The sequence below is a fragment of the Nocardiopsis deserti genome (genome assembly GCF_008638355.1).
GTDB classification, from domain to species: Bacteria; Actinomycetota; Actinomycetes; order Streptosporangiales; family Streptosporangiaceae; genus Nocardiopsis; species Nocardiopsis alborubida.
Map to the genome: position 1 here is coordinate 61,676 of NZ_ML703348.1, position 26,968 is coordinate 88,643.

Genomic DNA, 26,968 nt, shown 5'->3' on the forward strand with positions numbered 1-26,968 from the left:
TTCACAGCCATTGAAAAGGTCTATACCAGTGGTCCAGCAAAAGAAGAGTGCATGGACGCCCAGATCCAGCGAGCGGAGGCACCCGCGAGCACGACACCGCTGGTCACCGAGGTGCAGATACGCTCGGAGGCCGCCGGCCCCCGGCGAACGCCGCCACGGGAACGCACACGACCAATCCGGCGCCACACCGGCCACGGGAGAATGCCTGTGCCGCGAAACACAGAACTACCGATGAGTAACCTACGGAGCCGTAGGTTAGGCTTCGGATGGGCCCGCAGCGGCGCGGACCGCGGGATGGAGGAGTGCAGCGTGTCGGAGGAACAGGCGCGGGGTACCGGACGCACGGAGGCCGACCGGGACGACCGCGGACGCCCAGGCGACGTCGGGACCGGCCGGAACCCGGGGTCCGGCGTCCCCGCGGACGCGTCCGTGTCCGAGAGGGCCGCGTCGGCGGCCGAGGACCTGCTGGAGGCGGTCAAACCGCGGCTGCGCGGCTGGCTGCACCTGGGGACGGCGCCGCTCGCCCTGGCCGCGGGCATCGTCCTGGTGTCCCTGTCCCCCACCGTGCCCGCCATGATCGCCAGCGCCGTGTACGCGCTCAGCGCGGTGATGCTCTTCGGCACCTCGGCGGTCTACCACGTGGGGCGCTGGTCGCCGCGCGCGCAGAAGGTGCTGCGCCGCATGGACCACTCCAACATCTACCTCATCATCGCGGGCACCTACACGCCGTTCGTGCTGCTGGTGCTCGAGGGTACGCTGCGCACCGCCATGCTGGTGCTGATCTGGGGCGGGGCGATCGCCGGGGTCGGCTTCAAGATGCTGTGGCTCAACGCGCCGCGCTGGCTGTCCACCGCGCTGTACCTGGCCATCGGCTGGGTGGCGGTGCTGTTCATCCCCCAGCTGATCGGCGGCACCCACCCGGCGACGTGGATCCTCATCCTGGTGGGCGGGGTGCTCTACAGCGTCGGCGCGGTGGTCTACGGGCTCAAGTGGCCCGACCCGGCTCCGCGCTGGTTCGGCTTCCACGAGATCTTCCACTCGCTGACCATCGCGGCGTTCGTCTGCCACTATGTCGCGGTGTCGTTCGTGGTCTACACCACAGGCTGAAAGACGGAGCACCGCGACGGGGGGTGCCGTTCGCGGTCCACACCACAGGCTGAAAGACGGAGCACCGCGACGGAGGGGTGCCGTTCGCGGTCCACACGACCGCCTGAACGGCACCCCTCCGTGCGACGCCCGCGCCCGGTCCACCGACCACACGGGCACGCGCGCGACGGGCGCCCGCCCCGCCTCCGGGTCCCTCCCGGCTCGGGGAGGGACCCGGGTCAACGCGAAGACGTGGCCCTCACCTGGATCAGGCGAAGCCGAACACCGGCGGGAACACCACCACGACCAGCGCCGCCCAGACCGCGTAGACCGGCAGGTAGGCCGTCTGCCACCGTTCGATCGCGGCGAACGGGCGGGTACCCCGCACGAAACCCGCCATCAGCCGCGCCGACCACGCCAGGTGCACCAGCAGCACGAGGTTGAGACCGAGCGCGGCGGTCTTGTTGGCGGTGAACCCGAACTCGGCGATACGGGTCAGCATCGCCGTCAGCGCGACGGCGTCCACCGCGAGCGCCGCCCCGACCAGCGCGAGCTGGATCCAGTCGAACACGCCCGGCGGGGACAGCGGGGCACGGGCGGAGACCGAGTACAGCAGCAGGAACAGGACGAGCACCAGGACGGCGTCCATGATGATGAGCAGTTCGCGGTCCACCGTGGTCAGCGGACCGTTCACCAGGAGCGCCACCAGGTCCGCGAGCAGCATCAGGAGCGCCAGCGGAGTGAAGACCCGGGTCAGGACGGGCGCGATGTTCTCCACCACGCTCTTCTTGGCCTCCACCAGCCACGCGGCCACCAGGAGCGCGCCGGGCACGCCGAAGGGCAGCAGCCAGTCCTCCATGAACGGCTCCAGGTCGACGTCGACCAGGGCGAGCACCCCGAAGGTGAGGCCGACGAGGACCGCGGACCCCAGCATGATCAGCGCCAGGTACATCACCAGCTCGCCCATGAACCGCACGAAGTCCATACGCCGGTCGTGGGACCGCCACTGCCCGCCCGTGTGCAGGACGCCCACGAGCAGCCACAACAGGACCGGGGCGTGCGTGAACGCGAGCACGGCGGTCATGCCGGGACTCGGCAACGGCCCGGAGGCCGTCTCGAACGGGTAGAGGTTCACGGCCAGGGCCGGTACCGCCGCGACGGCGGCCAGCGCCGCGCACACACGCCACGTGACCCGCCGCTTCCAGGCGAACCATCCCGCCAGGAACGGGAGCACCACGAAGGCGATGTTGCGGAACTGCGCGAACTCGTCGTCGACCGCCGTGAACAGGAGCTTGACCGCCAGTCCCGCGCCGACCGCGAACGCGAGCACCACGCCGAGCTCGCGCCAGCGCGTGAGGCCGCCCGCCCCCTCGTCGGCCTCGGGGACGAGGACCAGCTGCTTCCAGAGCCGGTGGGAGTGCTCGCGCGCGAACTCCCGCGACACCTCGTCCAGGTTGCCCATGCGCCTGACCGCGACGAGGAAGGCCTCCTCGTCGTCGAGGCCGTTCGCCCCCAGGTCGGCGATCTGTTCGCGCAGGTGGTCCTCCATCTCCTCGATGTCGGACGGGGAGATGGCCCGGCGGCGGCGCACGAAGCCGCGCCACTGGTCGATCTGCTCCTCCAGGACGTCACCGCGTGTGGTCTCGCTCATCAGGCGATCCCCCCTGCCGCGGCGTCCCCGAGGATCGGGGGCCGCGACGCGGCCTGCCACACCTGCTGGAGGGCGTCGGCGACCACGCCCCACTGCTTCTGCCGCTCGGCCAGCGTCTCCAACCCGGTCTCCGTGATCGCGTAGTGCTTGCGGCGCCGGCCCGTCTCGGACGCGCCCCAGGACGCCCGGACGTAGCCGTTGCGCTCCAGACGGTGCAGCAGGGGGTAGAGCATCCCGTCCGTCCACTGCATCCGTCCGTCGGAGAGCTCCTTGACGCGTTTGACGATGGCGTATCCGTAGGACTCGCCCTCGGCCAGGATGCCCAGGACGAGCGGTGTGGCCGACGCCGCGACCAGATCCTTGTCGATGTGCACGCGCACTTCCTCTGCCTAGTTCCGCCAGGGTTTTTTACCCTAGCAGACCTAGGCATAGAAGAACGAGGTATCCAATCGGGTCTCCACCGGTGTCACGATTCGCTCACACGGTAGGACAAGGCACACCAAACGACCGCGTACCGCGCACCCCCTACCGCTAGGTTGAGAACCGGATCCCGCGGTCGTGTGCGGCCGGGGAGCCGAAGAGGCGGCCGGAGACCAATCCCCCCGGGTCCGGCCGTCTCGCCGTGCCCTCGGCCCCGCGCCTGCCCCTCAGGAGGTCGGCGGAAGGCCCGGCAGGCCGTCGACGCTGGCGGAGTTGCGGGTGAGCCGGTGGTCGTCGAAGTAGGCGGGGTCGCGGCGCTCGTGGTAGCGGTCCAGCAGGTCCCGGTCGCCGCGCAGGTCCATCAGCGGCACGGAGAACCCGCAGGAGTCGGAGATACGCCGGACGTCCACCACGACGACCGCGCGCTGGCCGAGGGTGCGCTCCTTGGGGAAGTGTGCGCGCAGCCCGTCGAACTCCGGCTCCTCGGGGAGCACGGCCCGACCGGTGCCGTGGAGGCGGACGATGTTCGGCGGCCCGTCGAAGGCACAGAACATCAGCACGATCCGACCGTTCTCCCGAAGGTGGGCGATGGTCTCGACACCGGAACCGGTGTAGTCGAGGTAGGCCACCCGGTGGTCATCGAGCACAGCGAACGTCCCGCTCATCCCCTTGGGTGAGACGTTGACGTGGCCGTCTCCGGCGAGCGGTGCGGTGCCGACGAAGAAGACCGGTTGGGCGAGGAGGAAGCGCGCGAGCCGGTCATTGATGGCGTCATGGATTTTTCCCATGCGCCGAGCCTCCCACCCCGCCGGTTCCGCACCCCGGCTCGCCCCCGCCGGACGGCCCGCACCCCGGAGAGCACGGGGGCCGCCGCCCCACGGGGACGGCGGCCCTCATCGGTCCGGTGCTCAGCAGCCGGGCAGGCGCTCGAACAGGTAGGTCTCCACGCGGTCCAGGGACACGCGCTCCTGGGACATGGTGTCGCGCTCGCGCACGGTCACCGCGTCGTCCTCCAGGGTGTCGAAGTCCACCGTCACGCAGAACGGGGTGCCGATCTCGTCCTGGCGGCGGTAGCGGCGGCCGATCGCTCCGGCGTCGTCGAACTCCACGTTCCAGCGCTTGCGCAGCCTGGCGGCCAGGTCGCGGGCCTTGGGTGAGAGGTCGGCGTTGCGCGACAGCGGCAGCACCGCGGCCTTGATCGGCGACAGGCGCGGGTCGAGGCGCATGACGGCGCGCTTCTCCAGCTTGCCCTTGGCGTTGGGCGCCTCGTCCACGTTGTAGGCGTCCAGCATGAACGTGAGCACCGCCCGGTCGACACCGGCCGCGGGCTCGATGACGTAGGGGATGTAGCGCTCGTTGCTCTCCTGGTCGAAGTAGGACAGGTCGACGCCCGAGGCCTCGGAGTGCGTCCTGAGGTCGTAGTCGGTGCGGTTGGCGATGCCCTCCAGCTCGCCCCACTCACCGCCCTGGAAGTTGAAGCGGTACTCGATGTCGACGGTGCGCTTGGAGTAGTGGGACAGCTTCTCCTGCGGGTGCTCGTACAGGCGCAGGTTGTCCTTGGCGATGCCCAGGTCGACGTACCACTGGTGGCGGATGTCGATCCAGTGCTGGTGCCACTCCTCGTCGCTGCCGGGCTTGACGAAGAACTCCATCTCCATCTGCTCGAACTCGCGGGTCCGGAAGATGAAGTTGCCCGGGGTGATCTCGTTGCGGAACGACTTGCCGATCTGGCCGATGCCGAAGGGCACCTTGCGGCGGGCGCTCTGCTCGACGTTCTTGTAGTTGATGAAGATGCCCTGGGCGGTCTCCGGGCGCAGGTAGGCCAGGCCCTTCTCGTCCTGGACCGGGCCCAGGTAGGTGCGCAGCAGGCCGTTGAACATGCGCGGCTCGGTGAAGGAGTCCTTGGCGCCGCAGTTGGGGCAGGCGATGGCGGCCAGGCCCTCGGCGGGCTCGTGGCCGTGCTTCTCCTCGTAGGCCTCGATGAGGTGGTCCGCCCGGAAGCGCTTGTGGCAGGACTGGCACTCGGTGAGCGGGTCGACGAAGGCCGTCACGTGGCCGGAGGCCTCCCAGACCTCGCGGGCCAGGATGACGCTGGAGTCCAGGCCGACGATGTCGTCGCGCTCCTGCACCATGGAGCGCCACCACTGGCGCTTGACGTTGTTCTTGAGCTCGACGCCGAGGGGGCCGTAGTCCCAGGCGGCTCGCAGACCCCCGTAGATCTCGCTGGAGGGGTAGACCAGACCTCGGCGCTTGGCGAGGTTGACCAGTGCGTCCATTGCCTCTGACTTGGCGGCCATGAGGAACTCTCCATCCGGCTGGGTGTCGGTGGATCGCGTGCGCGATACATCGGTTGGTGTGGAAACGCGGCGCTGCCGGAACCGGGGAGGGGCAACGGCGACGACCGCGTCCATCCAGGCTAGAGCACCAGGGGGTACGCGCACGCACGTTCCGGGGGTGCGGCAACCTCCTTCGGGGACGCGGAAACCATCCCCGGAGGTGCGGAAACCGTCACCGGGCGTGCGGAAACCGTCCCGAGGACATCAGAGCGGGGCCTCACCCCCGGTCACGAGTTCGAACGCGGTGGGCTCGTCGATGGCACGCGAGAGCAGCGGCACGGCGTTGACCTTGACGTCGAAGTCGGACAGGGCTCTGCGGTAGAAACCGGCGCCGTCCCACTCGGTGACCACGGTCCACAGGCAGGGATCGTCCGCGGCGCGGCCCACCCGGTGGCTTCGGAAGCCGGGGCGGCGGGAGAGCACCTCGATCGCGGCGGCGGCGTCGGTCTGGAAGGCCGCGGTGTCGGCCTCGGGCACGGAGTAGCGGGTGATGACGATCACGGTCCCATTGTGGCCCACCCGGGAGGCCGCCGGACGGTTGTCCACAGGCGCCGATCCCGCTCCGGGCGACACCTGCCCAGGACGCACGGGTCCGGCGCCGTGCCCCGGGGGCGCACGACCCCCGGGACGCGCCCCCGGATCACCCCTCGCCGAAGACCCGGTCCACGACCCGGGCCGCGGCGCGGCCGTCGTCGAGCGGGCAGAACCGCTCCACGAACGACCGGTAGGCGGCCCCGCTGCGCCGGGCCACCTCGTCGATGTCCAGCAGGGCTTCGACGACCTGGTCGGACCCGGTCAGCAGCGGGCCCGGCGCGGTCTCCTCGAAGTCGAAGTAGAACCCGCGCAGGTTGTCCCGGTAGCTCTCCAGGTCGTAGGTGAAGAAGAGCATCGGCCGACCGGTGTTGGCGAAGTCGAACATCATCGACGAGTAGTCCGTGACGAGCACGTCGGTGATGAGGAAGAGCTCCATGATCTCCGGGTAGAGGGACACGTCGTAAACGAAGTCCCTGCCCACGATCGGCACGCTGTCCACCACCCGCGGGTGCCTGCGCACCAGCAGCACGTGGTCGTCACCGAGCTTGTCGTACATCCGGCGCAGGTCCAGGTGCAGGTCCAGCTTGTGCCTGCCGCGCGTGTAGTACTTGTCGTCGCGCCAGGTCGGCGCGTACAGCACCACCTTCCTGCCCTCGGGCAGGCCGAGCCTTCGGCGGGTGCGCTCGGCGACGGCCTCCCGGTCGGGGGCGAAGAAGATGTCGTTGCGCGGGTAGCCGGTCTCCAGCACCTCGCCCTCGAAGCGGAAGGCGCTGCGCAGGATCGGGGTCGCCCACGGGCTCGGCGAGACCAGGTAGTCCCACTGCGCGGTCTCCCAGGCGAGCTTGTCGAAGTAGTCGCGCGACTTGCCGCGGATGTTCTCGACGTCGAAGCCGATCCGCTTGAGCATCGAGCCGTGCCAGGTCTGCACGACCACCTGGTCGGGGTGGCGGTGGAACCACGGGGGCTGGCGGGAGTTGGTGACCAGGTAACGGGTGCGGGCCAGCTCCTCGTAGTACTCCCGGCCCCGGTGCCGCACCGCGGTCAGGTCCTCGGGCGGGCGCACCTGGCCGTCGGCGACCAGCCACGACATCGGGTACTCCGCCCAGCGCGCCCTCCCCCGCAGCTCCTCGTAGACGCCCCGCGGACTGTCGGAGTACTGGCGGCCGGTGTAGCTGTCGAAGAGCACGCCCTCGGTGACGGGCTCGCGGCGCCGGTCCGGGTAGTGGCGCTCGCGCAGCTCGCGCTGGGCGAAGGTGCCGCGCTCGGCGGGGCGCAGGTCGCTGCCCACCCGGAGCACGGGGACGCCGCGCCCCTGGCAGGAGAGGGTGTAGGCGCGCTCGCTGGTCTGCATCTCCAGCGGCAGGCCGGGGATGAGCGCGTCGGAGAACTCCACGCCCACGTCCGTCGCGTCGACGGCGCCCCCGGCGGCGTCGCTGACCCGGCCCCACAGCTGGTAGGTGCCCGCGGGCAGGGACAGCTCGCCGGACAGGGTGGGGATGTCGGCGGGGGCGAACCGGGCCGTGAAGCGGCTGCCGGAGCGCTCCACCCGCAGCGGGTGCTCCTCGTCGCGACCGCGCGCCCGGGCGACCAGGCCCAGGTCGGCGTCGGCGGAGAACTCCCCCTCCAGCAGCAGGGCGCGCCCCTCCCAGCGGGCGCGGTCGACCACGGGCCGGGCGTGGCCCGCGCGCAGCTTGAGGTGACCGGTCGCGGTGCGCAGCACGGCCAGCTCGCGGTGGCCGTCCTCGGCCGCGTAGGCGGCGGTGGCCGCCTCGTCGGGCAGGACCAGGGCGAGGGCCTGCCCGTCCGGGGTGACCAGGTGGACGTCCCACTCCTCCTGGCGGATCACGCCGCCGCACTCGGTGACGCCTCGGTCGAAGAGCTCGTCGGCACGCACCCGGGCGGTGACGCGGCCGCCGTGGACGGTGGCCGGGTAGGTGAGCGCGGCGGTGCCGGGGCGGCGGGTCAGGCGCAGCCCGGTGGCCTCGGCCGCGGGCGCGGACACCAGCTCCCCCTCCAGCTCCAGCACACCGGTACGGGCGTCGAAGCGGTGCTCGGCGACGCGCGCGCGGGCCGGTTCGACGCTGATCAGCAGCTGGCGGTCCCTGCTCCAGTGCGGGCGCACCCACACGTCCCCGTCCACGCGGTGGTAGCCCGGGCGCTCGGGCGGACCGGGGACGGGGTTGGCCACGATCTTGCGGCGGGTGATCCCGCGGTTGAGGACGACCAGTTCCAGCTTCCAGTCGCCGGGCTCCCACCCGCCGGAGGAGCGCAGCTTGCGGGGGTCGACGACGACGGTGAAGCCCCCGTGGTCGTGGCGGGCGGCGTCGATGACGTCGGGGAGGCGGTACTCGGCGGCGAGCCGCACGCGCACGGGCACGCGGACGCGGCGACGGGTGGAGGTGTTGACGGCGAAGGCCGCCAGGTGCTGCTGCCAGCGCCTGCGGGCGCGCAGGTGGCGGATGCCGACGCGGCCGCTGACGTGCAGGCGGCCGTTCGACCAGCGGACGTCCTCGGTCTTCTGGCGGACCCGGATGTCCTCGCCGAGCCGGTACACCTCGCGCGGCACCGCACGGGCGGGGTCCCGCGACTCGAAGAAGGGGTAGCTGACGTAGTAGCCGAGGCCGCGCCGCACGACGGTGGCCTTCTTGATCTCGACGCTCCTGGCGAAGGTCGCGACCTCCAGGACGTCGGCCGTGCGCCGCTTGCGCACCAGGTGGTACAGGAGGCGGTCGAGCACGTTGAGGCCGCGAAGGAGGCGTGCGGGCACGTGGTCGAGGTAGGCGTTGAGCAGGTCGACGGCGGCCTCGCGGGACTCCTCGTCGGCGTCGTCCAGGCGCAGGAGGAGCTGGTGCAGCTCACCGCTGAGCAGGGTGCGGTCCCACAGCTCGCGGTCGGCGCTGGCGAGGTCGGCGGCGAGGTCGCCCATCGCGGTGAGGCGCCGGGTGAGCACGGCCTTGTCCAGGGACGGGAGGGCGGCCTCGCGCCGGCGCATGAGAAGGACGGGGCCGGGCAGGGTGTCCACGGTCTCCGCTGCCAGGGCGGCCCGGCGCAGGCCCAGGTCGGCGTCCTCGGGGGCGAGGGAGTGGTCGGACAGGGAGTCCCAGAACCCCCTGCGCCAGAGCTTGTTGCCCAGGGTGGCGTCCGCGGCCAGTCCGGGGACGGTGCGGGGGTCCTCTGCCATGCGGTGCCTGCCGCAGGACCTGCGGTGCGCCTTGGAGGGGGAGGCGCCCAGCTCGTCGAACCTGTACGCGTTGCCGACGACCAGGTCCGAGCGGGTGTCGCCCGCGCTGCGCAGGAGGTAGGCCAGGGCGTAGCCGGTGAGGGCGTCGGAGCCCTCCAGGAAGAGCAGGTGGGTGCCGTGCGCGGCGGCGGCGCCGCGGGCGCGGGCGGCGGGGCGGTCGGGGGCGGGCCCGCCGGTCAGGAGCACGGCGGTGAGGCCGGGCGGCGGTGAGGCGGCGAACGCGGCGGCGGCGGCGAGCGCGTCCTCGCGGGCGGGCTCGACGGCCTCGTCCCCCTGCTCGTTCTCCTCCCCGCGGGTGTCGGCCTCGGTGTTCTCGGCCATGTCCTCGTCACCGCCGGACTCTGCGTCGGAGGTCTCGGAGGCGGACTCGGCCGCGGGTTCGGCGCCGTCGGCGCGGAGGCGGTCACCGTCGCGGACGGGGACCAGGACCACCTGCGCGTCCGCCTGAGGCTCGCCGGTCCCGCCGTCGTCGCGCTGGCGGGCCAGGGAGTCGAGGCAGTGCTGTAGGTGGGGCTCGGTGACGTCGAACGTCACGATGACAGTGGCTTCGAGCACGGAAGTTGACACCCTCCGGAGGGTTCGACGGGCCGCGCGGGCGGCTGGGCGCGCTGGCCGCGTGCATCAGACGACTGACAGCTGAACGTGAAACTTTTGTGACTAAGAGTCAACACGGTACCGATGGCGGTGCGCCGCGCGGAAGGTGGGGGAAGGCACTCGGCGGAGCCGCACCGGCGCCCGGCGACGGGCCGGGGCCCTGCACTAGGGTTCAGGACACAAGTATCACAGGCCCGGCGGACCCAGCGCCCACCTTTTCCGGATGGGCGTGCCCCCGCGCGGGCCTGTCCGGCGGCGGCACGGACCAGAAGCGGACACGGACAGCATGGCCCCTCCCGAACACGGTGACGAGAAGCGGCGTCCAGACCAGGACCGACCCCGGCGCGAGGGGGACTCCCCCCGCGCGAGGAGGACGGGCGGACTGCGCAGGGCGGTGGAGGAGCGCAGCGCGGTGCCGCTCGTGTGGCTGCACCAGGGCCCCCGGTGGCTGGCGCCGCTGGCGGTGGGCGCCCTGTTCATCGCGGGGCTGATGGCGCCCGGACCGGTCGGCGCGGTGTGCCTGCTGCTGGTCGCGGCGTTCGTCGCGTGGCTGGCCTTCCTGACCTGGCCCTCCCTCGGCGGCCAGCCGCGGACGGCGCGGGTGCTCATGGTGGTGGTCGTACTGGTGCTGGCGGTGGCGCGGGTCCTGGGCTACTGACCCGGCGGCACCGGGAAGATCACGAATCCGTCATATTTTGACAATCATTTTCGTTTTCGTGATAATGGAACGGTGTCTGACCAGTTCACGGCCGTAGCGGGCGACGCGCCGCCCGCCTTCCAGGCCGTCGACGCACGCGTGGCCTACGACGGGGCCCCCGTGCTCGACGGTGTGAGCGTCGACGTGCCCGCGGGCCAGACGATGGCCGTGCTGGGCCCCAACGGTTCCGGCAAGTCCACCCTGATGCGCTCGATGCTGGGCATCGTGCCCCTGACCTCCGGCGAGGTCCTGGTGCACGGCGTCCCGCTGCGCGGGTTCCGCGCCTGGCGCCGGATCGGCTACGTGCCCCAGCGGCTCACCGCCGGGGGCGCCGTCCCCGCCACCGTCCGCGAGATCGTCGCCTCCGGGCAGGTCGCCTCGCGCCGCCGCCTGTCCCTGCCCACCCGCGCCGACCGCGCGGCCGTCGACGAGGCCCTGGAGGCCGTCGGACTGGCCGACCGGGGCCGCGACGCGGTGCGCGAGCTCTCCGGCGGCCAGCAGCAGCGCGTGCTCATCGCCCGCGCCCTGGCCGGGCGGCCCGACACCTTCGTCATGGACGAGCCCATGGCCGGTGTGGACGCCGAGAACCAGCGCGCGCTGGCCGACACCATCGCCCGCCTGCGCGAGCGCGGCGCGACCGTGGTCCTGGTCCTGCACGAACTGGGTCCGCTGGAGAACGTGATCGAGCGCGCCGTGGTGCTGGAGTCGGGCCGCGTGGTGCACGACGGCGCCGCCCCCGCGCCCACCGGCGAGTGCGCGCGACCCGGACACGAGCACCAGCACCCCCATCCCGACCCCAACGCTCCCGACTCCGTGGGCGCCACGGCCGCGGAGATGATCCGACTCGAGGTGCCCGGCCGTGACTGAGCTGCTCCACTACGAGTTCATGCGGCGCGCGCTGATCGCGGCGGTGCTCGTCGGCCTGGTCACCCCCATCATCGGCACCTACCTCGTCCAGCGGCGCCTGGCCCTGCTGGGCGACGGGATCGGCCACGTCGCCCTGACCGGGGTGGCGCTGGGCCTGCTCACCAGCACCTCACCGGTGCTCACCGCGGCCGTGGTGGCCACGCTGGGCGCCGTGCTCATCGAACTGGTGCGGGTGCGCGCCCGCACCAGCGGGGACGTGGCCCTGGCGCTGCTGTTCTACGGCGGCATCGCGGGTGGCGTGCTGCTCATCGGGCTCACGCCCGGGGCGAGCAACGCCACGCTGGTCTCCTACCTGTTCGGCTCGGTGAGCACGGTGGAGGAGTCCGACCTGTGGGTGGTGGGCGTGCTCACCGCCGGGGTGGTCGCGGTGGTGGCGGTGTTCGGCCGCGAGCTGTTCGTGCTCTGCCAGGACGAGGAGGTGGCGCGGGCCCACGGGCTGCCGGTGCGCTTCCTGAGCGTGCTGCTGGCCGTGACCGCCGCGCTGACGGTGGTGATCGCCATGCGCGTGGTGGGCGTGCTCATGGTGAGCGCGCTGATGATCGTCCCGGTCGCCGCCGCCCAGCAGCTCACCAAGAGCTTCCGGGTGACGATGCTCCTGGCCGTGCTGATCGGACTGCTGTCCTCGGTGGGCGGCCTGACCACGTCCTTCTACGCCGAACTCTCCCCCGGAGCGACGATCGTGCTGCTGGCCCTGGCCGTCTTCGGCGTGGCCGTGGCGGTCGGCGGCGTGCTGCGCCGCGCCTCCGGGCGCCGCTCCGCGGCGGCTTTCGATCCCGCAGGTGGAGGTTCGACCGGTACGATGCCCCAGACTGAGCGGGGGAGGGTGAGACCATGAGTACACGACGCGAGGCGGTCCGCGAGGCGCTGACCGGTTCCGCCGGTTTCCGCAGCGCCCAGGACCTGTACGCGGACCTGCGCGCCGACGGTTCCAAGATCGGCCTGACCACCGTCTACCGAGCGCTCCAGGCGCTGAGCGACTCCGGTGAGGTGGACGTGCTGCGCACCGACGAGGGCGAGGCCGTCTACCGGGCGTGCGACACCGAGAGCCACCACCACCACATCGTGTGCCGGGTGTGCGCGACCGCGGTGGAGATCGAGGGCCCCACGGTGGAGAAGTGGGCCGCCGAGATGGGCGCCCGGCACGGCTTCACCGGTGTGACGCACACCGTCGAGGTCTTCGGGACCTGCGCCAACTGCTCCTAGGAGGGGCCGCGGTCGCGGCCGGTCGGCCCGTGCCGTGAGGACCGCGACCACGGCGGGCGGTTCGCCGTCCCCGGGCGGCGTGCCGCCCGGGGACGGCGTCAGTCCCGGCGCAGCGGGTCCAGGCTGGGGCGTTTGGGGCTGACGTTGTCTCCCGAGGAGCGCCCGGTGAGACGTCGGCCGATCCACGGCACCAGGAACTCGCGCGCCCAGTGCAGGTCCTCCTGGCGGGCGGAGCGCCAGTCGCGCGGGTCGGCGGGCGGCCACGGCTGCTTCCAGTCGCCCTCGACGGGCACCCCGAGCACCTCGGCCACGCGCAGCGCCATACGGCGGTGGCCCTCCGGCGACAGGTGCAGGCGGTCCCAGCTCCAGGCGCGGGCGTCGTCCAGGACCCGCATGCTCCACACGTCCACCACGTCGCAGCCGTAGCGGTCGGCGATGGCCCTCAGGTGCATGTTGTACGTGGCGATCCGGCCGCGCATGTGGCGCATCACCGGCTGCCAGTTGGTGTCGAACCCGGTGAAGACCACGATGCGCGCGCCGGTCCGGCTGAGCTCCTGCACCGCCGCGGCGAAGGCCACGGCGACGGCGTCGGGGTCGCTGCCGGGGCGGATGATGTCGTTGCCGCCCGCGCACAGCGTGATCAGGTCCGGCGAGAGCTCCACCGCCCGGGGGACCTGCTCCTCGGCGACCTGGCCGATGAGCTTGCCGCGCACCGCGAGGTTGGCGTAGCGCACCTCCGCGACGTGGTCGGCGAGGTGTTCGGCCAGGCGGTCGGCCCACCCCCGGTAGCGGCCGTCGGGCGCGCCGCCGCCGTCCGGGTAGGGGTCGCTCATGCCCTCGGTGAAGCTGTCACCGAGGGCGACGTAGGACAGGATGTCCCGGTGCACCAAGTTCGTCCCAAAACCGCTCATAATGCCCGATCATCCAACTCCGCGCCAGGGTTACGCGACAGTAGGTTGATCCTTTCCGGCGTTTTGGGAGGCACCTCACACCGGGACGGCGGCGGTCAGCGGTCCTTGGTGATCCGGGTCAGCTCCGGGCGCTTGGCCGTGACCGTGTCGCCGGAGGAGCGCCCCGTCAGGCGGCGGCCGATCCACGGGCCGAGCGACTCCCTGACCCAGGTCAGGTCCTCCCGGCGCGCACGGGCCCAGCCGACCGGTTCGCTGTCCGGCCACGGCTCGTCCCAGCGCTCCGCCACCGGCACGCCCAGCACCTCGGCCACGCGCAGCGCGAGTCGGCGGTGCCCCTCGGGGGACATGTGCAGCCGGTCCTCGTCCCAGGCGCGGGAGTCGGTGAGCACCCTCATCGGCCACTGGTCCACCAGGAGGCAGCCGTGCTTGTCGGCGACGGCGCGCACGTGCATGTAGTAGCGCGCGAACAGGCCGATGGTGCCGCGCATGTAGCCCGTGGTGACGTTGACTCCGGTGAAGAGCACGACCTGGCTCCCCGCGGCGCGCAGGCGACCCACCGTGTGGTCCAGGATCCGGGCCATCCGCTCGGGGTCCCCGCCCGGGCGCAGCAGGTCGTTGCCGCCCGCGCTCAGGGTGACCAGGTCCGGTGCCATCGCCAGGGCGGGCGGGATCTGGTCGGTGACGATCTGGCGCATGAGCTTGCCGCGCACCGCCAGGTTCGCGTACACGATCTCGCCCTGGTCGTCGGCCAGGTGCTCGGCCAGCCGGTCGGCCCAGCCGCGGAAGCCCGCGCCCGGTTCCGGATAGGGGTCGCCCACGCCCTCGGTGAAGCTGTCGCCCACCGAGACGAGCGACATACCCGGCCTGAGCAGCGGACCGTCCGAACCTGCCATCACTTCTTCTCCTCCGACACGGGGTTGGGCGCGGCACCGCCGTAGCGGCGGTCCCGGCTCGCGTAGATCTCACAGGCCCGCCACAGGTCGCGGCGGTCGAAGTCGGGCCAGAGCGTGTCCAGGAAGACGAACTCGGCGTAGGCGGACTGCCAGAGGAGGAAGTTGGACGTGCGCTGCTCGCCGGAGGAGCGCACGAACAGGTCCACGGGCGGCACGTCGGGGGCGTAGAGGTGCTGGGCGAGGGTGTCCTCGGTGATCTTGTCCGGGGAGATCAGTCCCGCCGCCGCCCTGCGGGCCAGCTCGCGCGCGGCGTCGACGATCTCGGCCTGGCCGCCGTAGTTCACGCAGAACTGGAGGGTGAGCGCGGTGTTGTCCTTGGTCATCTCCTCCGCGTCCTGGAGTTCGCGGATGACGCTCTTCCACAGCCGCCCCGCGCGCCCGGCCCACCTGATGCGGACCCCGCGCGCGTGCATCTCGTCGCGGCGCCTGCGGATGGTGTCGCGGTTGAAGCCCATGAGGAAGCGCACCTCGTCGGGCGAGCGCTTCCAGTTCTCGGTGGAGAAGGCGTAGGCGGACAGGTTGGCCACGCCCATCTCCAGGGCGCCCTCGATCACGTCGAAGAGCGAGGACTCACCGGCCTTGTGCCCCTCGGTGCGCGCCAGGCCGCGCTCCTTGGCCCAGCGGCCGTTGCCGTCCATGACCACGGCCACGTGCCGGGGCACCAGCTGGGCGGGGAGCTCGGGGGGACGCGCGCCGCTGGGGTGCGGGGCGGGCGCGGCGTACTCCCGCCGCTTACCGGTGTCGAAGCTGAACAGACTCAAGAACGCTCCACGTGGCGCAGTGATCGGATTCCGTTTTCCAGGTGCCACTGTAGGTAGGCCGCGACCAGCCCGCTGCACTCGGAGCGCTGCCTGTCCTCGCTGGCGTCCGCGCTCTCCCAGTCCCCTCCGAGCAGGGCCGACATCAGCCGGAGCGTGTCCGGGGACGGGTGCACGGAGCCGTGGGGACGGCACACCGTGCAGACCATACCTCCGGCGTGGACCGCGAACGCGCGGTGCTCCCCCCGGCTGCCGCAGCGGGCGCACTCGGCCAGCGAGGGCGCGTACCCGGCGACGGCGAGCGAGCGCAGCAGGTAGGCGTCCAGGACCAGCCGGGAGTCGTGGCTTCCCTCACCCAGGGTACGCAGTGCGCCGATGAGCAGGAGGAACTGGCGCAGCGCCGGGTCCTTCTCGACCGCGACGACCTTCTCCGCGGTCTCCAGCATCGCGGTGGCGGCGGTGTAGCGGGAGTAGTCGGACACGACCGCCTCGCCGTAGGCGCGCACGGTCTCGGCCTGGGTGATGACGTCCAGCGTGCGGCCCGCGTGCAGCTGGAGGTCGACGTGGGTGCACGGCTCCAGGCGGGCCCCGAAGCGGGACTTGGTCCGGCGCACCCCCTTGCCGACGGCGCGGACCAGGCCGGTGCGCCGGGTCAGGAGGGTGATGATGCGGTCGGCCTCGCCCAGCTTCTGGTTGCGCAGGACGACACCCTCGTCGCGGTAGAGACTCACCCCCCCATTGTCGCGGATACCACGGACCGTCCACGCGGACGGTGGAGCACAGAACCCCTCTATGACCAGCTTTATTACAGTTTGGTTTCCCTTTTTGCGACATTTGCTCTACTCTCACGCGCTAGGCGCTCCGCGTCGGGCCAGCCGCCCTTCCCCCGCGGCACTACCGGAGCAGCCGCGCGCATCCCGCGCGCTCCCCGACACGGGTCCACCCGAGACCCGCGGGGCACGAGCGAGGACCGGCCGGAGCGCGGACCCCGCGCGAACGGCGTCCCGCCGCGCCCGTGCCCCGACGTCCCACTTCCCGAGGAGGGCCCTATGGCGCGTGGTCGCCGAGGCAGGCGCAGGAAGAGCGCCGACCGACACCGCCGTGCCGGGCGCGGACGGCGCTCGATACCGCTCGCGATACCCCTGGCGGCGGTCCCCGTCGGCCTGGTCGTGGCGGGCGCACTGCTGTTCACCGGTGCGGACTCCGGTCTCAGCCCCTTCCGGAACACCGCGGACGGCCAGGCGCAGGAGGGAGGGGTCGGTACCGCGGTCACCGACGACTCGCTCGTGCCCGAGGCCTCCGAGGACGCCGACTTCTTCGCCTCGCCCACCGCGACGCCGGAGCGGGAGCCGACGCCCTCCGGGGACGGCGGCGAGCCGCAGAGCGCGCAGGCCTCCTCCGTACCCGAGGACGGCGAGGACACCGGCGGCGGTGACAGCGGTGGCGACGGCGGCGGCTCGGAGTCCGGCGGCGGTGGCGGCGGCGGTGGCGGCGGCGGCGGTGGCGGCGGCGGCAACGACGGTGGCGGCAACGGCGGTGGCCACGGCAACAGCGGTTCCGACGCCCCCTCCGGCGGGGTCTCCGAGCAGGTCGTGACCCTGGTCAACGCCCAGCGCGCGGACGCCGGGTGCGGCCCGCTGCGGGTGGACTCGCGGCTGGCAGCCGCCGCCCAGGAGCACAGCGAGGACATGGACCGGCGCGACTACATGAGCCACCAGAGCCCCGAGGGCGAGGGCCCCGGGGACCGGGCCGACCGCCACGGCTACGACGCCTGGGGCGCGGAGAACGTCGCCAAGGGGCAGACCAACCCCCAGCAGGTGATGGACGCCTGGATGAACAGCGACGGGCACCGCAGGAACATCCTCAACTGCGACCTGGTCGCGATCGGCGTCGGCGAGTCCGGCAACGCCTGGACCCAGATGTTCGGCTGGGAGTAACCCCGAACGCGCGTCGGGCCGCCTTCCCCAGAGGGGAGGGCGGCCCGACGCGTGCGAGGAGAGCGCGGCGGCTGGGCTCTGGTGAAGAAGGAAGCCGCCGCTGTGCCTCGCCGGTGGGGGGAGCCCGGGGACTCGATGGAAAAAGGGTGCCTCGCGGCGGGGAGAAGGAAGCCCCCGGAAGGCGCCTCACCGTACCGGGCGGAGAGCGCGGAGACTGCGTACCGTGAGAAAGGGGATTCGAACCCCGAGAAGGAAGCCTCCGCTGTGCCGCCCGGGGACGAGGCTAACGCGCCCCCGCCCCGGACGTCACGCGGTTTTCCGGGCGGAGAGCGCCGGAGCTGGGCACCGGCGGTGCGGCGGTACCGCCCGCTCACGGTGCTCCCGGGAGAAGGAAGCTCCGGCAGGTGCCGCCCGGAGGCGATCCTACGGTCACACCGCCCCGGGGTCGGGCAGCAGGGAGGGCAGATCCGCCAGCGCGGTCACCCCGACCCCCTCGGGCAGCCCCTCCGGGCGCTCCAGCCCCAGGTAGGCCACCCGGCGCCCGGCGACCTCCTCGGCGGTGGGCGGCTCCCGGTACTCCCGCACCTCGGCGCCCGCGCCCGCCATCAGGTCCACCAGGTGCCGGACGGTGAGGTAGCGGCGCTCCACGACGGCGCGGGCCATCAGCCGGGCGGACGCCCCCGTCTCCTCGACCCGGTTGAAGTGCTGGCGCCCCCGCAGGAACAGGTGCGTCCAGCACGCGTTCCACCGGCCGCCGCTCCCCCGGCTGAACACCAGCGGGACCAGCACCCGGGACTCGCCCTCCAGGTCCGAGCGCACGCGCACGGTCCGCGGCTCGAAGGGCATGCCGCCCTGTTCGCCGTCCCTGGTCATGTAGCCGAAGAAGGCCTCCGGCAGGAAGGTGAACCGGTCGCCCTCGTAGACGAGCACCTGCGGCACCACGTACCGCACCCGCTCGTCCAGCGCGGACAGGTCCAGGTCGATCATCTCGGTGGCGCCACCCGGCGCGGGCGCCGCCACCAGGTCGCCGGAGTGAGCGCTCGCACCCTGCCTGAGATTGGTCCAGGACACCTGGCCGACCGGGGCGAAGTCCTGGTCGAGCAGCTCCACCGACAGGTCCAGGTCGGTCTCCCGGGTCTCCGTCTGCGTCCAGTGCACGAAGAACCGCAGCCGGTCCCCCTCCACCTCGGTGCGGCTGCCGCGCGGCAGCACGCCCATGCCCTTGGCGGCGCCCCTGCCCGAACGCGGCACGGCCACCGAGAGCACGGCGGGGTCCACCAGGAGCAGGTCGTGGACCGGCAGGCGCCGGGCGATCAGGCCGTCCAGGGCCTCCAGCACGGCGACGGTGTCGGCCCGGGGCAGCGGCGGACGGGTGTCGGATGCCGTGTGCCCGCGCGCGGACTGGTTGGCGAACAGGCGCACCAGGCCGGGAGCGTCCCGGTTGGCGAGCTGTTCGCGCGCGGAGACCAGCACCCGGCCGGAGACGCGGTCGCCGACCTCGCGCAGGCGCGCGGCCAGCGGCTCCCCGGTCCCGGCGCCGCCCGCCGCCAGGATCCGGTCCAGGGCGCGCACGAGCATGCCCGGAGCGGTGGCCAGCAGGTCCACGGCAGCGGTCACGTCGCCGTCCAGGAAGGCCGCCTCCACGCGGGCGTCGAAGGTGCGCACGCGGCGGTCGCCGCGCGCCACCGCGAACACCTCGCGGGCGTGCTCCCACACCGGGTACTCGTGCGGGTGCAGCCCCTCCCCCAGCCGCTTCCACGCCTCGGTGTGGCGGCCCACGTCGGCGAGCTTGCCGGGGTTGTCGGCGATCACCGCGTCCAGGGCGGCGAGCAGCGCGCGCCGCTCGCGGCGGCGGAAGGAGCGCGGGCGGGCGGGCCGGACCAGGGCGGGGTCCCCGTCCGAGAGGGCCTGGGCCAGGCGCAGCACGTCGGTGGCGGTGTCCACGCGCGGGGCGTGTCCGGCCCGCACACGGGCGGCGTTGACCACGGCGCGGTTCTCCCGCACGGGGATGACCTGCGGCGGTTCCCCGTCGGCGCACTCGTCGGCGAGCACGGCCAGGAGCGCCAGGTCGTCCTGCCCGAGCGGGACCGGGCTGCCCGCCAGGTCCGCGTACAGTGTGCGGGTCTCCTCGGCCAGGGACGCGCCCAGGTGGAGCGGGGTGAGCCGGTCCTTGGCCCCAGGAACGAACGCGTCGCGGGCGGCGGCGAGTTCGGCGTAGGCGTGCTGGTAGCGGCCGTAGGAGGGCAGGTCGAGCAGGTTGACCCGCCCCTCCGGAAGCGCCAGGTGAACCGGTCCGGCCGGATCGCCGATCGCCTTGGCCAGGCATTCCGCCCAGAACTCGACGGTGTCGGGAACGTTGTCGGGGAAGTCGCGGAAGTAGACGTTGTGCTCGGCGGCGGCGCCGACGAGCCGCCGGACCGCGTCCAGGAGGAGCCCGGCCTCGCGCAGCACGGCCTCGGGGGCGAGCCCTTCGAGGCGGGCACGCAGCCCGCCGGTGAGCGTGAAGCCCACGGACAGCAGCGCGGCGTCGAGCCGCCGGGTCGCGGCGCAGCCGTCTCCGGACGCGCCGGAGGGCTCGGGGACGCGCAGGGTTCTCTGGATGATCTCGCCGTACACCATGCACGGCATCGTGGCACTCCCTCGACCACCGCCGCCACGGCTTTTATCCGCTCCGTCACCCCGTGCGCGGACAGCGTCCACGCCTACCGCCGCCGTCCCGAAGGCCTCTGCGAACGCGTCGGCGCCGACCGGTAATGTGGACCGCCGTCGCGACCCCTCGCGGCCCGACGGGAGGTGGCCCTGTGCGCGAGCTGAGTGAACTGGTCGAGGTGGACGAACCCGCCTGGCCGCTGCTGTCCGAACGCATGGAGCGGGGCGGGGCCTCGGTGCGCGCCCTGCCCGTGGACCCCGAACGCGGCCGCACGTGCCTGCACCGCCTCCAGGTGACCGCACGGTCCTTCCTGGGCGCGATGGCGCTGGAGTCCGGCGGCCTGCTCCTGGACGGCGGGTGGCTGCGCGTGCACGGCGGCGGCGGGGCGGAGCTGCCCGGACTGGGCGAGGTCAACGACCTGAGCGCCGCTGTGGTGTACGGCCCGCCGCCGCGGCTGGTGGTCGCCCACGACGTGCTGGGCGGGGTGTTCGCCCTCAACGGGCCCGCGGCGGAGGGCGGGGACCACCCCGGCAGGCCCGGGGAGATGGTCTACTTCGCGCCCGACTCCCTGGAGTGGGAGCCGCTGGAGACGGCCTACTCCGGCTGGATGCTGTGGCTGTTGGAGGGCCGTCTGGAGGACTTCTACCGCGCCCTGCGCTGGCCGGGCTGGCGCGAGGAGGCCGAGGCGCTGGACCTGGCGCAGGGGTTGTCGCTGCACCCCTTCCCCTGGACGGCCGAGGCGCGCGAGGACATGGCCGCGACCTCACGCAGGCCCCTCGCGCTGGGCGAGCTGACCGGCGCGCACCGGGAGTCGTGCGCCGCCCTGGGCCTGTCCGACCCCGGGCCTTTCGGCCTTCTCTGAGGGACCGGAAGACGGGCCGGGAGGCGGGCCGGGGCCGCGACCCGCCGGTCGCGGCCCCGGGTGCCCGCCCGTGGGCGTGCACGCGTCAGACGCGCGCGATGGCGCTGCACAGCGCCTTGAGCGAGGCGGTGGTGATGCTGCTGTGGATGCCCACGCCCCACACCACGCGGCCGTCGATCTCGGCCTCCACGTAGGCGGCGGCGCGGGCGTCGCCGTCCCCGCCCATGGAGTGCTCCACGTAGTCCATGACGCGGACCTTGACGTCGACGTCGGTCAGGGCGTCGCAGAACGCGGAGATGGGGCCGTTGCCGGTGCCGGTCAGCTCGCGGATCTCGCCGTTGACCCGGGCGTCGGCCTCGATCCGGTAGGTGCCGTCGCTGTCGGTGGTGGAGCGGTGCGCCAGCACCGCGACCGGGCCGCCCTCGGCCAGGTAGGTCCGGGAGAAGATCTCCCAGATGCGCCCGGCGGCGAACTCGCCGCCCTCGGCGTCGGTGAACTTCTGGATCACCTGGGAGAACTCGATCTGGAGGCGGCGCGGCAGGTCCAGCGAGTGGTCGCGCTGCATGATGTAGGAGACGCCGCCCTTGCCGGACTGGCTGTTGACCCGGATGACGGCCTCGTAGTTGCGGCCCACGTCCTTGGGGTCGATCGGCAGGTAGGGCACGTCCCAGACGTACTCCTCCACCGGGGTCCCGGCGGCGTCGGCGGCCTCCTGCTGGGCGGTGAAGCCCTTCTTGATGGCGTCCTGGTGGGAGCCGGAGAAGGCGGTGTAGACCAGGTCGCCGCCGTAGGGGTGGCGCGGGGCGACCGGCAGCTGGGTGCAGTGCTCGACGGTGCGGCGGATCTCGTCGATGTCGGAGAAGTCGATCCTGGGGTCCACGCCCTGGCTGAACAGGTTCATGCCCAGGGTGACCAGGCAGACGTTGCCGGTGCGCTCGCCGTGCCCGAACAGGCAGCCCTCGACGCGGTCGGCCCCGGCCATGACGGCCAGCTCGGCCGAGGCCACGCCGGTGCCGCGGTCGTTGTGCGGGTGCACCGAGACGACCACGTGCTCGCGCCGGGACAGGCTGCGGCTCATCCACTCGATCTGGTCGGCGTAGACGTTGGGCGTGGAGCGCTCGACGGTCGCGGGCAGGTTGAGGATGATCTCGCGGCCCGGGCCGGGCTGCCAGACGTCCATGACGGCCTCGCAGACCTCCAGGGCGAAGTCCAGCTCGGTGTCGACGAAGATCTCGGGCGAGTACTCGTAGCCGAAGTACTCGGTCCCGCCCAGGTACTGCTCGGCGAAGCGCATGACGTGCCGGGTGCCCTGGACGGCGATGTCCTTGCAGGACTCGCGGTCCACGCGGAAGACGACGCGGCGGAAGGTGGGCGCGGTGGCGTTGTACAGGTGCACGGTGGCGCGCCTGGCCCCGACCAGGCTCTGCACGGTGCGCTCGATGAGGTCCTCACGGGCCTGCGTCAGCACCGAGATCTGCACGTCGTCGGGGATCGCGTCCCCCTCGATCAGGGACCGGACGAAGTCGAAGTCGGTCTGGCTGGCGGAGGGGAAGCCGACCTCGATCTCCTTGTAGCCCATCCGCACCAGCAGCTCGAACATCTCGCGCTTGCGGGCGGGGTCCATCGGCTCGATCAGCGCCTGGTTGCCGTCGCGCAGGTCCGTGGACAGCCAGCGCGGGGCCTCGGTGATGCTCTTGGAGGGCCAGGTGCGGTCGGGCAGGTCCACCGGCGCGAAGGGCTTGTAGCGGTGGAAGGGCATGGGGCTGGGCTTTTGCTGCGGCACCATCTCGGTGGCTCCTCGGGTGGATCTGGCGCTTGGTCATGGTCGACCAGGACAAGCCGAAGTCCCGCGGCGAGGGAGCCGACCTTTTAACGACCCCCGCCGCGGCCGCTAAGGAGAAGCAGCTCGCGCAGCATAACGGTCCTCACGCTAGCAGACGGCTCCGCGGAACTGGTACCCGGTGTCCGCATGTTGGGACGCGCGTCACATGACCTGGAGGTCCGCCCCACGGAGGGCGCGCGCGGCGGGATCCGCCCCACTACCGGTACCTCGATTTCAAGAGACCGGCGGGGGGTCTGTAACATTTTCGGTGAACCCTTCAGTGCTAGGGGGGTTGTTCCAGATCCCGTCGACGGGGCCCAGGGTGCGGCCAACACCCGAGGCCGCCACCGGCAGCGCGGTCACCGCGCGCCGGCGGCCGGGCCGGTCCCGTCGACGGGATTTCGCGTTCCCGCCCCCGCCGAAGCGGTGGCGCCCCTGCCCGGAGGCGTCACCGCTTCGGCGGCCCGGCTCCTCGGCGGTTGGGCTCAGGCGTCCAGGGCCGGGTAGTCGGTGTAGCCGCGGTGGTCGCCGCCGTAGTAGGTGGCCCGGTCCGGGACGGCGACGGGACCGCCGGTCCTGATCCTGGCCGGCAGGTCGGGGTTGGCGATCCAGGCCGCGGCCATCGCCACGGCGTCCGCCCGCTCCTCGGCCAGGGCCGCGGTGGCGGGTCCGGTGTCGGTGCCGGAGGCGGGGTTGAGGACGAAGACCCCCGGCCACTCCTTGCGCAGCGCCCCGGTGTACTCGGCCGAGGCCGACTCCGTCAGGTGCAGGTAGGCCAGCCCGGGACGGCCGCGCAGCCCGTCGAGGAGCGCGAGGTACTGCTCCAGGGGGTCGCTCTGGCTGATGCCGTTGAGGGTGCTGGCCGGGGAGACGCGCAGGCCGGTGCGGTCGGCGCCGATAGCTTCGCTGACCGCGTCCACGGCCTCCAGGGCGAAGCGGGCGCGGTTGGCGGCGCTGCCGCCGTACCCGTCGGTGCGCCGGTTGCTGCCGTCGGAGAGGAACTGCTCGATGAGGTAGCTGTTGCCGCCGTGCAGCTCCACCCCGTCGAAACCGGCGGCGACCGCGTTGCGCGCGGCCGCGGCGTGGTCGGCGAGGGTCTGGTCGATGTCGGCGGCGGTCATCTCGCGCGGCACGGGGTGCGCGAGCTTCTGCCCGCCGTCGTACATGGACGCGCCCGAGGCGATGGGAGAGGGGCCGAGGGGCAGCCCGCCGTCCGGGTAGAGGCTGGGGTGGCCGACCCTGCCCGCGTGCATGAGCTGGGCGAAGATGTGCCCGCCGCGTTCGTGTACGGCGTCGGTGACGCGCCTCCAGGCCTGGACCTGCTCGTCGCTGTGCAGCCCCGGGGTGTCGGTGTAGCCCTGGCCGCGGACGCTGGGCTGGATGCCCTCGGTGATGATCAGTCCGGCCGAGGCGCGCTGGGCGTAGTACTCGACGGCGAGGTCGCCCGGCACGCCCCCGCGGGAGCGCGAGCGCGTCATCGGGGCCATGAACAGGCGGTTGGGCAGGTGCAGGCGGCCGATCCGGACGGGATCGAACAGGTCGCTCATGGCGGGCTCCGTGGTGTGCGGGTCGGGAGGGGTCATGCCCTCGGGAACGCACTCACGTTAGGAGGACCCGCCGCGGGGCCGTCGACCGGGTACGCCCTCCGGCAGGCCGCGCACGCGCGCCGCCGCCCCGGGCCGGACGGACGCGTCACCGCCGGAGTCAGTCCCGGTACACCTGGCTGCGAGGGGCGATGTGCACCACGGCGCCCGAGGAGACGGTGAACACCGCATTGCGCAAGGTCGTGGAGTGGAGCCGCACCGTTCCCCACTGGGGAGAGGACGGCTCAGGCGCCGAGGGCTGACGCCGGCGGTCGGGGCTCCGGCCCCGGACGGCGCGCCCGGGGCCGGAGGCGGTCAGAACTCCCCTTGGCAGGCCTGCTGGACCTTGCCCTGGCCGAAGGACTCCACGTGGGTCTCGTCCGGGGCCAGCTCCAGGTAGCCGTCCGTCTGGGCCCCGTAGATCAGCACCGGGTCGGTGCCGTTCCACTTGAACTGCAACTGGCAGTCCTCCGTGGCCTCGTAGGTGGCCCACCAGAACCCTTCGGCGTCCGGCGCGGTGATCCTGAGTTCGTCACCGGGCAGACCGCTCTCCACCAGGAGCTCCTGGAACTCCTCCTCGGACCCGTTCTGGGAGGAGCAGGCGGAGGAGGCGAGCGCGACGGCCGCGACGGCGGCCGCAGAGAGGAAACGCGCGTGGGGGGACATGCTTTTCCAACTTCCGAGAGTGCCGACGACGGCTCCGTTGCGTTATCCCGCTCCCTGGCACGGCGGGTCCGTCGTCAAGGTGACTCCACGTTTGCGCAGGTGCGGGCCTGAGAAAACGCACGTCGCGACACACTCCGGACACAACCCCGTAACGACGGGTTCATATGTGCCTGGTGCTACCGGTGTGCCCCGTTTGGTCCGCTGTGGCAGGCGTTCCGCACGGGGCACACCCGCCGTCAGGCCCCCGGAGCAGGCTCGAACTCCCGGACCGCGTCGATCGCGGGCCCGTGCGGCGTGTTGGCCTCGCGCTCGATCATGATCTCCACGAGCACCGGCCGCGACGTGGCCTGGGCCTGCTTGCGGGCCCACTCCAGGGACTCGCGGATCTCCCCGGGCTCCAGCACGCGGCGCCCGGAGCACCCGTAGGCCTCCATGAGCTTGACGTTGTCGGTGCCGTACTCGTCGTAGTGGATGTCCACCTGGTAGTTCATGTCGAAGGGGATCGAGGCCTGGCGGATCAGGCCCAGGTACTCGTTGTTGAGCATGATGATGACGTAGGGCACGTCGTACTGGGCGGCGACGGCCAGTTCCTCGACCATGTACTGGAACCCGTAGTCGCCGACGATCCCGACGACCTCCGCGTCCGGCTCGGTGTCCTTGAGCGCCTTCTTGACGCCGATGGCGGCGGGGATCTCCCAGCCGAGCGGGCCCGCCTGGCCGCAGATCTGGTAGTGGCGCGGCTTGTACGCCTTCTGGTGCTGGCCTCCCCAGATCTGGTAGAGGCCGATCGCGGTGACGAAGTAGGTGTCCTCGCCGAAGACCTCGTTGATCTCCTTGTAGACGCGCGGCGCCTTGACCGGGACCGTGTCGAAGTCCTCCCTGCGGGTCAGGGTGGCCTTGAGCTCGGCGACCCGGTCGATCCAGGGCCGCACCTGGGCCGTGGCCCCGCGGGTGCGGGCGGCGGCGAGCATCTCGCGCAGGAACAGCCCCGCGTCGGAGACCACGCCCAGGTCGGGCTCGAAGACCCGGCCGATCTGGGTGGCCTCGATGTCGACGTGGATGAACCTGCGCTCGCCCCGGTAGACGTCGATCTGCCCGGTGTGGCGGTCGGCGAAGCGCGCGCCCACGGCCAGGACCAGGTCCGACTCCAGGAAGGAGGCGTTGCCGTAGCGCTGGGAGGTCTGCACGCCGGTCATGCCCGAGTACAGGGGCGAGTCCTCGTCGAAGGAACCCTTGCCCATGAGGGTGACCTGCACCGGAACCTGGAGGTGCTCGGCCAGCGCGCGCAGGTCGTCGGAGGCCTCGGCGGTGATCACGCCGCCCCCGGCCAGGATCAGGGGGCGCTCGGCCTCCAGCAGCATGTCCAGCGCGCGCTCCACCCGGGGCGGGTGCGGCTCGACGGCGTTGACCTTCAGCGGGGCGTCGATGGCGGGGTCGTAGTCGATCAGCTGCTGGGCGACGTCCACCGGGATGTCCACCAGGACGGGGCCGGGGCGTCCCTCCCGCGCGATCCGGAACGCCTCGCGGAAGATCCAGGGCGCGGTGGCGGCCTCCTTGACCTGGACGGCCCACTTGGTGACGGGCTTGGCGATCTCGACGATGTCGACCGCCTGGAAGCCCTCCTTGTCCAGCAGGTCGGTGCGCTGCTGGCCGGTGATGCACACGATCGGGACCGAGTCCGCGATGGCCGTGTACAGGCCGGTGATCATGTTGGTCCCGGCGGGACCGGAGGTGCCGATGGCCACGCCGACCTTGCCGGTGGTCCGGGACCAGCCGTCGGCCATGTGGGTGGCGCCCTCCTCGTGGCGGACGGTCAGGTGCTCGATACCGCCGACCTGTTCCATCGCCTTGTAGAGGGGCAGGATGGCCGCGCCGGGGCAGCCGAAGGCCGTGTCGACGCCCTCGTCCTTGAGGACCTCCACGACCGCGTTCATCGCGGGCATCTGTGGCATGGGAAGCGAACCCTTCAGTGCTGGGGGTGCTGGTGGCTGTGTACTGGTGGCTGTGTGGTGGCAGCGCTAGTGCTAGGGGTGCTGCTGAGGTGCGGGCGGGCACGGACGGCGCGCGCGGACCGTGGTTCCCCGGTGCGGCCAACACCGGGGACGGACGGCGCGGGGCCGGGCGCGGACCCTGTGGT

The 26,968-nt window shown here is 72.4% G+C and carries 22 protein-coding genes; 7 read left to right on the forward strand and 15 right to left on the reverse strand.

All coding sequences use genetic code 11. The features are described 5' to 3' along the window. The first annotated feature begins 294 nt into the window (after positions 1–294). Complete coding sequence (trhA, locus tag FYW99_RS03155) at positions 295–1,107, forward strand: PAQR family membrane homeostasis protein TrhA (RefSeq protein ID WP_150250033.1); 813 nt, start codon at positions 295–297, stop codon at positions 1,105–1,107. Between the two features lie 247 nt (positions 1,108–1,354). Here trhA and FYW99_RS03160 read toward each other — a convergent pair whose 3' ends face one another. From FYW99_RS03160 to FYW99_RS03185, 6 genes are all read right to left on the reverse strand, one after another. Beyond that, the gene (locus FYW99_RS03160; RefSeq protein WP_150250035.1) at positions 1,355–2,737 is read right to left on the reverse strand and encodes a permease prefix domain 1-containing protein; all 1,383 of its coding nucleotides are present in this window, start codon (positions 2,735–2,737) and stop codon (positions 1,355–1,357) included. Beyond that, positions 2,737–3,111, reverse strand: a complete 375-nt coding sequence (locus FYW99_RS03165; RefSeq protein WP_150250038.1) for a PadR family transcriptional regulator — start codon at positions 3,109–3,111, stop codon at positions 2,737–2,739. The genes FYW99_RS03160 and FYW99_RS03165 overlap by 1 nt, the downstream gene beginning before the upstream one ends. Positions 3,112–3,384: 273 nt before the next feature. Continuing rightward, positions 3,385–3,945, reverse strand: a complete 561-nt coding sequence (locus FYW99_RS03170; RefSeq protein ID WP_150250041.1) for a pyridoxamine 5'-phosphate oxidase family protein — start codon at positions 3,943–3,945, stop codon at positions 3,385–3,387. A 120-nt stretch (positions 3,946–4,065) separates the two neighbouring features. Then, positions 4,066–5,454 carry a glycine--tRNA ligase gene (locus tag FYW99_RS03175; protein WP_190394533.1) on the reverse strand — a complete coding sequence of 463 codons (1,389 nt, stop codon included), beginning with the start codon at positions 5,452–5,454 and terminating at the stop codon, positions 4,066–4,068. 243 nt (positions 5,455–5,697) lie between these two features. Then, on the reverse strand, positions 5,698–5,994 hold the full coding sequence (locus FYW99_RS03180; protein ID WP_190394534.1) for an antibiotic biosynthesis monooxygenase family protein: 297 nt from the start codon (positions 5,992–5,994) through the stop codon (positions 5,698–5,700). A 139-nt stretch (positions 5,995–6,133) separates the two neighbouring features. Next, a complete protein-coding gene (locus tag FYW99_RS03185) occupies positions 6,134–9,823 on the reverse strand; it encodes a CDP-glycerol glycerophosphotransferase family protein (RefSeq protein ID WP_150250047.1) in 3,690 nt (1,229 codons plus the stop codon). Positions 9,824–10,148: 325 nt separating this feature from the next. Here FYW99_RS03185 and FYW99_RS03190 point away from each other — a divergent pair, with 325 nt between their 5' ends. The 4 genes from FYW99_RS03190 (at position 10,149) to FYW99_RS03205 (ending at position 12,689) form a co-directional block, all read left to right on the forward strand. Further along, a complete protein-coding gene (locus tag FYW99_RS03190) occupies positions 10,149–10,520 on the forward strand; it encodes a DUF6703 family protein (protein ID WP_150250050.1) in 372 nt (123 codons plus the stop codon). A 72-nt stretch (positions 10,521–10,592) separates the two neighbouring features. Then, a complete protein-coding gene (locus tag FYW99_RS03195; protein WP_150250053.1) occupies positions 10,593–11,426 on the forward strand; it encodes a metal ABC transporter ATP-binding protein in 834 nt (277 codons plus the stop codon). Continuing rightward, positions 11,419–12,321 carry a metal ABC transporter permease gene (locus FYW99_RS03200; protein ID WP_150250056.1) on the forward strand — a complete coding sequence of 301 codons (903 nt, stop codon included), beginning with the start codon at positions 11,419–11,421 and terminating at the stop codon, positions 12,319–12,321. The genes FYW99_RS03195 and FYW99_RS03200 overlap by 8 nt, the downstream gene beginning before the upstream one ends. Further along, a complete protein-coding gene (locus tag FYW99_RS03205; protein WP_150250059.1) occupies positions 12,318–12,689 on the forward strand; it encodes a Fur family transcriptional regulator in 372 nt (123 codons plus the stop codon). The genes FYW99_RS03200 and FYW99_RS03205 overlap by 4 nt, the downstream gene beginning before the upstream one ends. 98 nt (positions 12,690–12,787) lie before the next feature. On the opposite strand, the gene FYW99_RS03210 is transcribed toward FYW99_RS03205, so the two are convergent. The 4 genes from FYW99_RS03210 to recO form a co-directional block, all read right to left on the reverse strand. Further along, positions 12,788–13,600 carry an SGNH/GDSL hydrolase family protein gene (locus tag FYW99_RS03210; RefSeq protein ID WP_190394535.1) on the reverse strand — a complete coding sequence of 271 codons (813 nt, stop codon included), beginning with the start codon at positions 13,598–13,600 and terminating at the stop codon, positions 12,788–12,790. 95 nt (positions 13,601–13,695) lie between these two features. After that, complete coding sequence (locus FYW99_RS03215; RefSeq protein WP_150250062.1) at positions 13,696–14,493, reverse strand: SGNH/GDSL hydrolase family protein; 798 nt, start codon at positions 14,491–14,493, stop codon at positions 13,696–13,698. Beyond that, the gene (locus FYW99_RS03220) at positions 14,493–15,314 is read right to left on the reverse strand and encodes an isoprenyl transferase (RefSeq protein WP_150250064.1); all 822 of its coding nucleotides are present in this window, start codon (positions 15,312–15,314) and stop codon (positions 14,493–14,495) included. Before FYW99_RS03220 ends, FYW99_RS03215 begins: the two co-directional genes overlap by 1 nt. After that, a complete protein-coding gene (recO, locus tag FYW99_RS03225) occupies positions 15,311–16,042 on the reverse strand; it encodes a DNA repair protein RecO (protein ID WP_061078333.1) in 732 nt (243 codons plus the stop codon). The genes FYW99_RS03220 and recO overlap by 4 nt, the downstream gene beginning before the upstream one ends. Positions 16,043–16,360: 318 nt before the next feature. On the opposite strand from recO, the gene FYW99_RS03230 reads away from it, so the two are divergent. Then, positions 16,361–17,248 carry a CAP domain-containing protein gene (locus FYW99_RS03230; RefSeq protein WP_223838681.1) on the forward strand — a complete coding sequence of 296 codons (888 nt, stop codon included), beginning with the start codon at positions 16,361–16,363 and terminating at the stop codon, positions 17,246–17,248. Between the two features lie 429 nt (positions 17,249–17,677). Here the strand turns inward: FYW99_RS03230 and FYW99_RS03235 are convergent, their stop codons facing one another. Beyond that, on the reverse strand, positions 17,678–19,876 hold the full coding sequence (locus FYW99_RS03235; protein WP_150250067.1) for a TerD family protein: 2,199 nt from the start codon (positions 19,874–19,876) through the stop codon (positions 17,678–17,680). Between the two features lie 173 nt (positions 19,877–20,049). On the opposite strand from FYW99_RS03235, the gene FYW99_RS03240 reads away from it, so the two are divergent. Continuing rightward, entirely contained in the window at positions 20,050–20,760 is a 711-nt protein-coding gene (locus FYW99_RS03240) for a DUF2625 family protein (RefSeq protein WP_150250069.1), read from the forward strand. Between the two features lie 85 nt (positions 20,761–20,845). On the opposite strand, the gene leuA is transcribed toward FYW99_RS03240, so the two are convergent. From leuA to gcl, 4 genes are all read right to left on the reverse strand, one after another. After that, positions 20,846–22,546: a 2-isopropylmalate synthase gene (gene leuA / locus FYW99_RS03245; protein ID WP_150250072.1), complete on the reverse strand. Its 1,701-nt coding sequence runs from the start codon at positions 22,544–22,546 to the stop codon at positions 20,846–20,848. A 521-nt stretch (positions 22,547–23,067) separates the two neighbouring features. After that, positions 23,068–24,129: an alkene reductase gene (locus tag FYW99_RS03250; protein WP_150250074.1), complete on the reverse strand. Its 1,062-nt coding sequence runs from the start codon at positions 24,127–24,129 to the stop codon at positions 23,068–23,070. Positions 24,130–24,480: 351 nt separating this feature from the next. Continuing rightward, positions 24,481–24,831 carry a hypothetical protein gene (locus FYW99_RS03255; RefSeq protein WP_150250081.1) on the reverse strand — a complete coding sequence of 117 codons (351 nt, stop codon included), beginning with the start codon at positions 24,829–24,831 and terminating at the stop codon, positions 24,481–24,483. Between the two features lie 236 nt (positions 24,832–25,067). Then, positions 25,068–26,783: a glyoxylate carboligase gene (gcl, locus tag FYW99_RS03260; protein WP_150250083.1), complete on the reverse strand. Its 1,716-nt coding sequence runs from the start codon at positions 26,781–26,783 to the stop codon at positions 25,068–25,070. Positions 26,784–26,968: the final 185 nt, after the last annotated feature.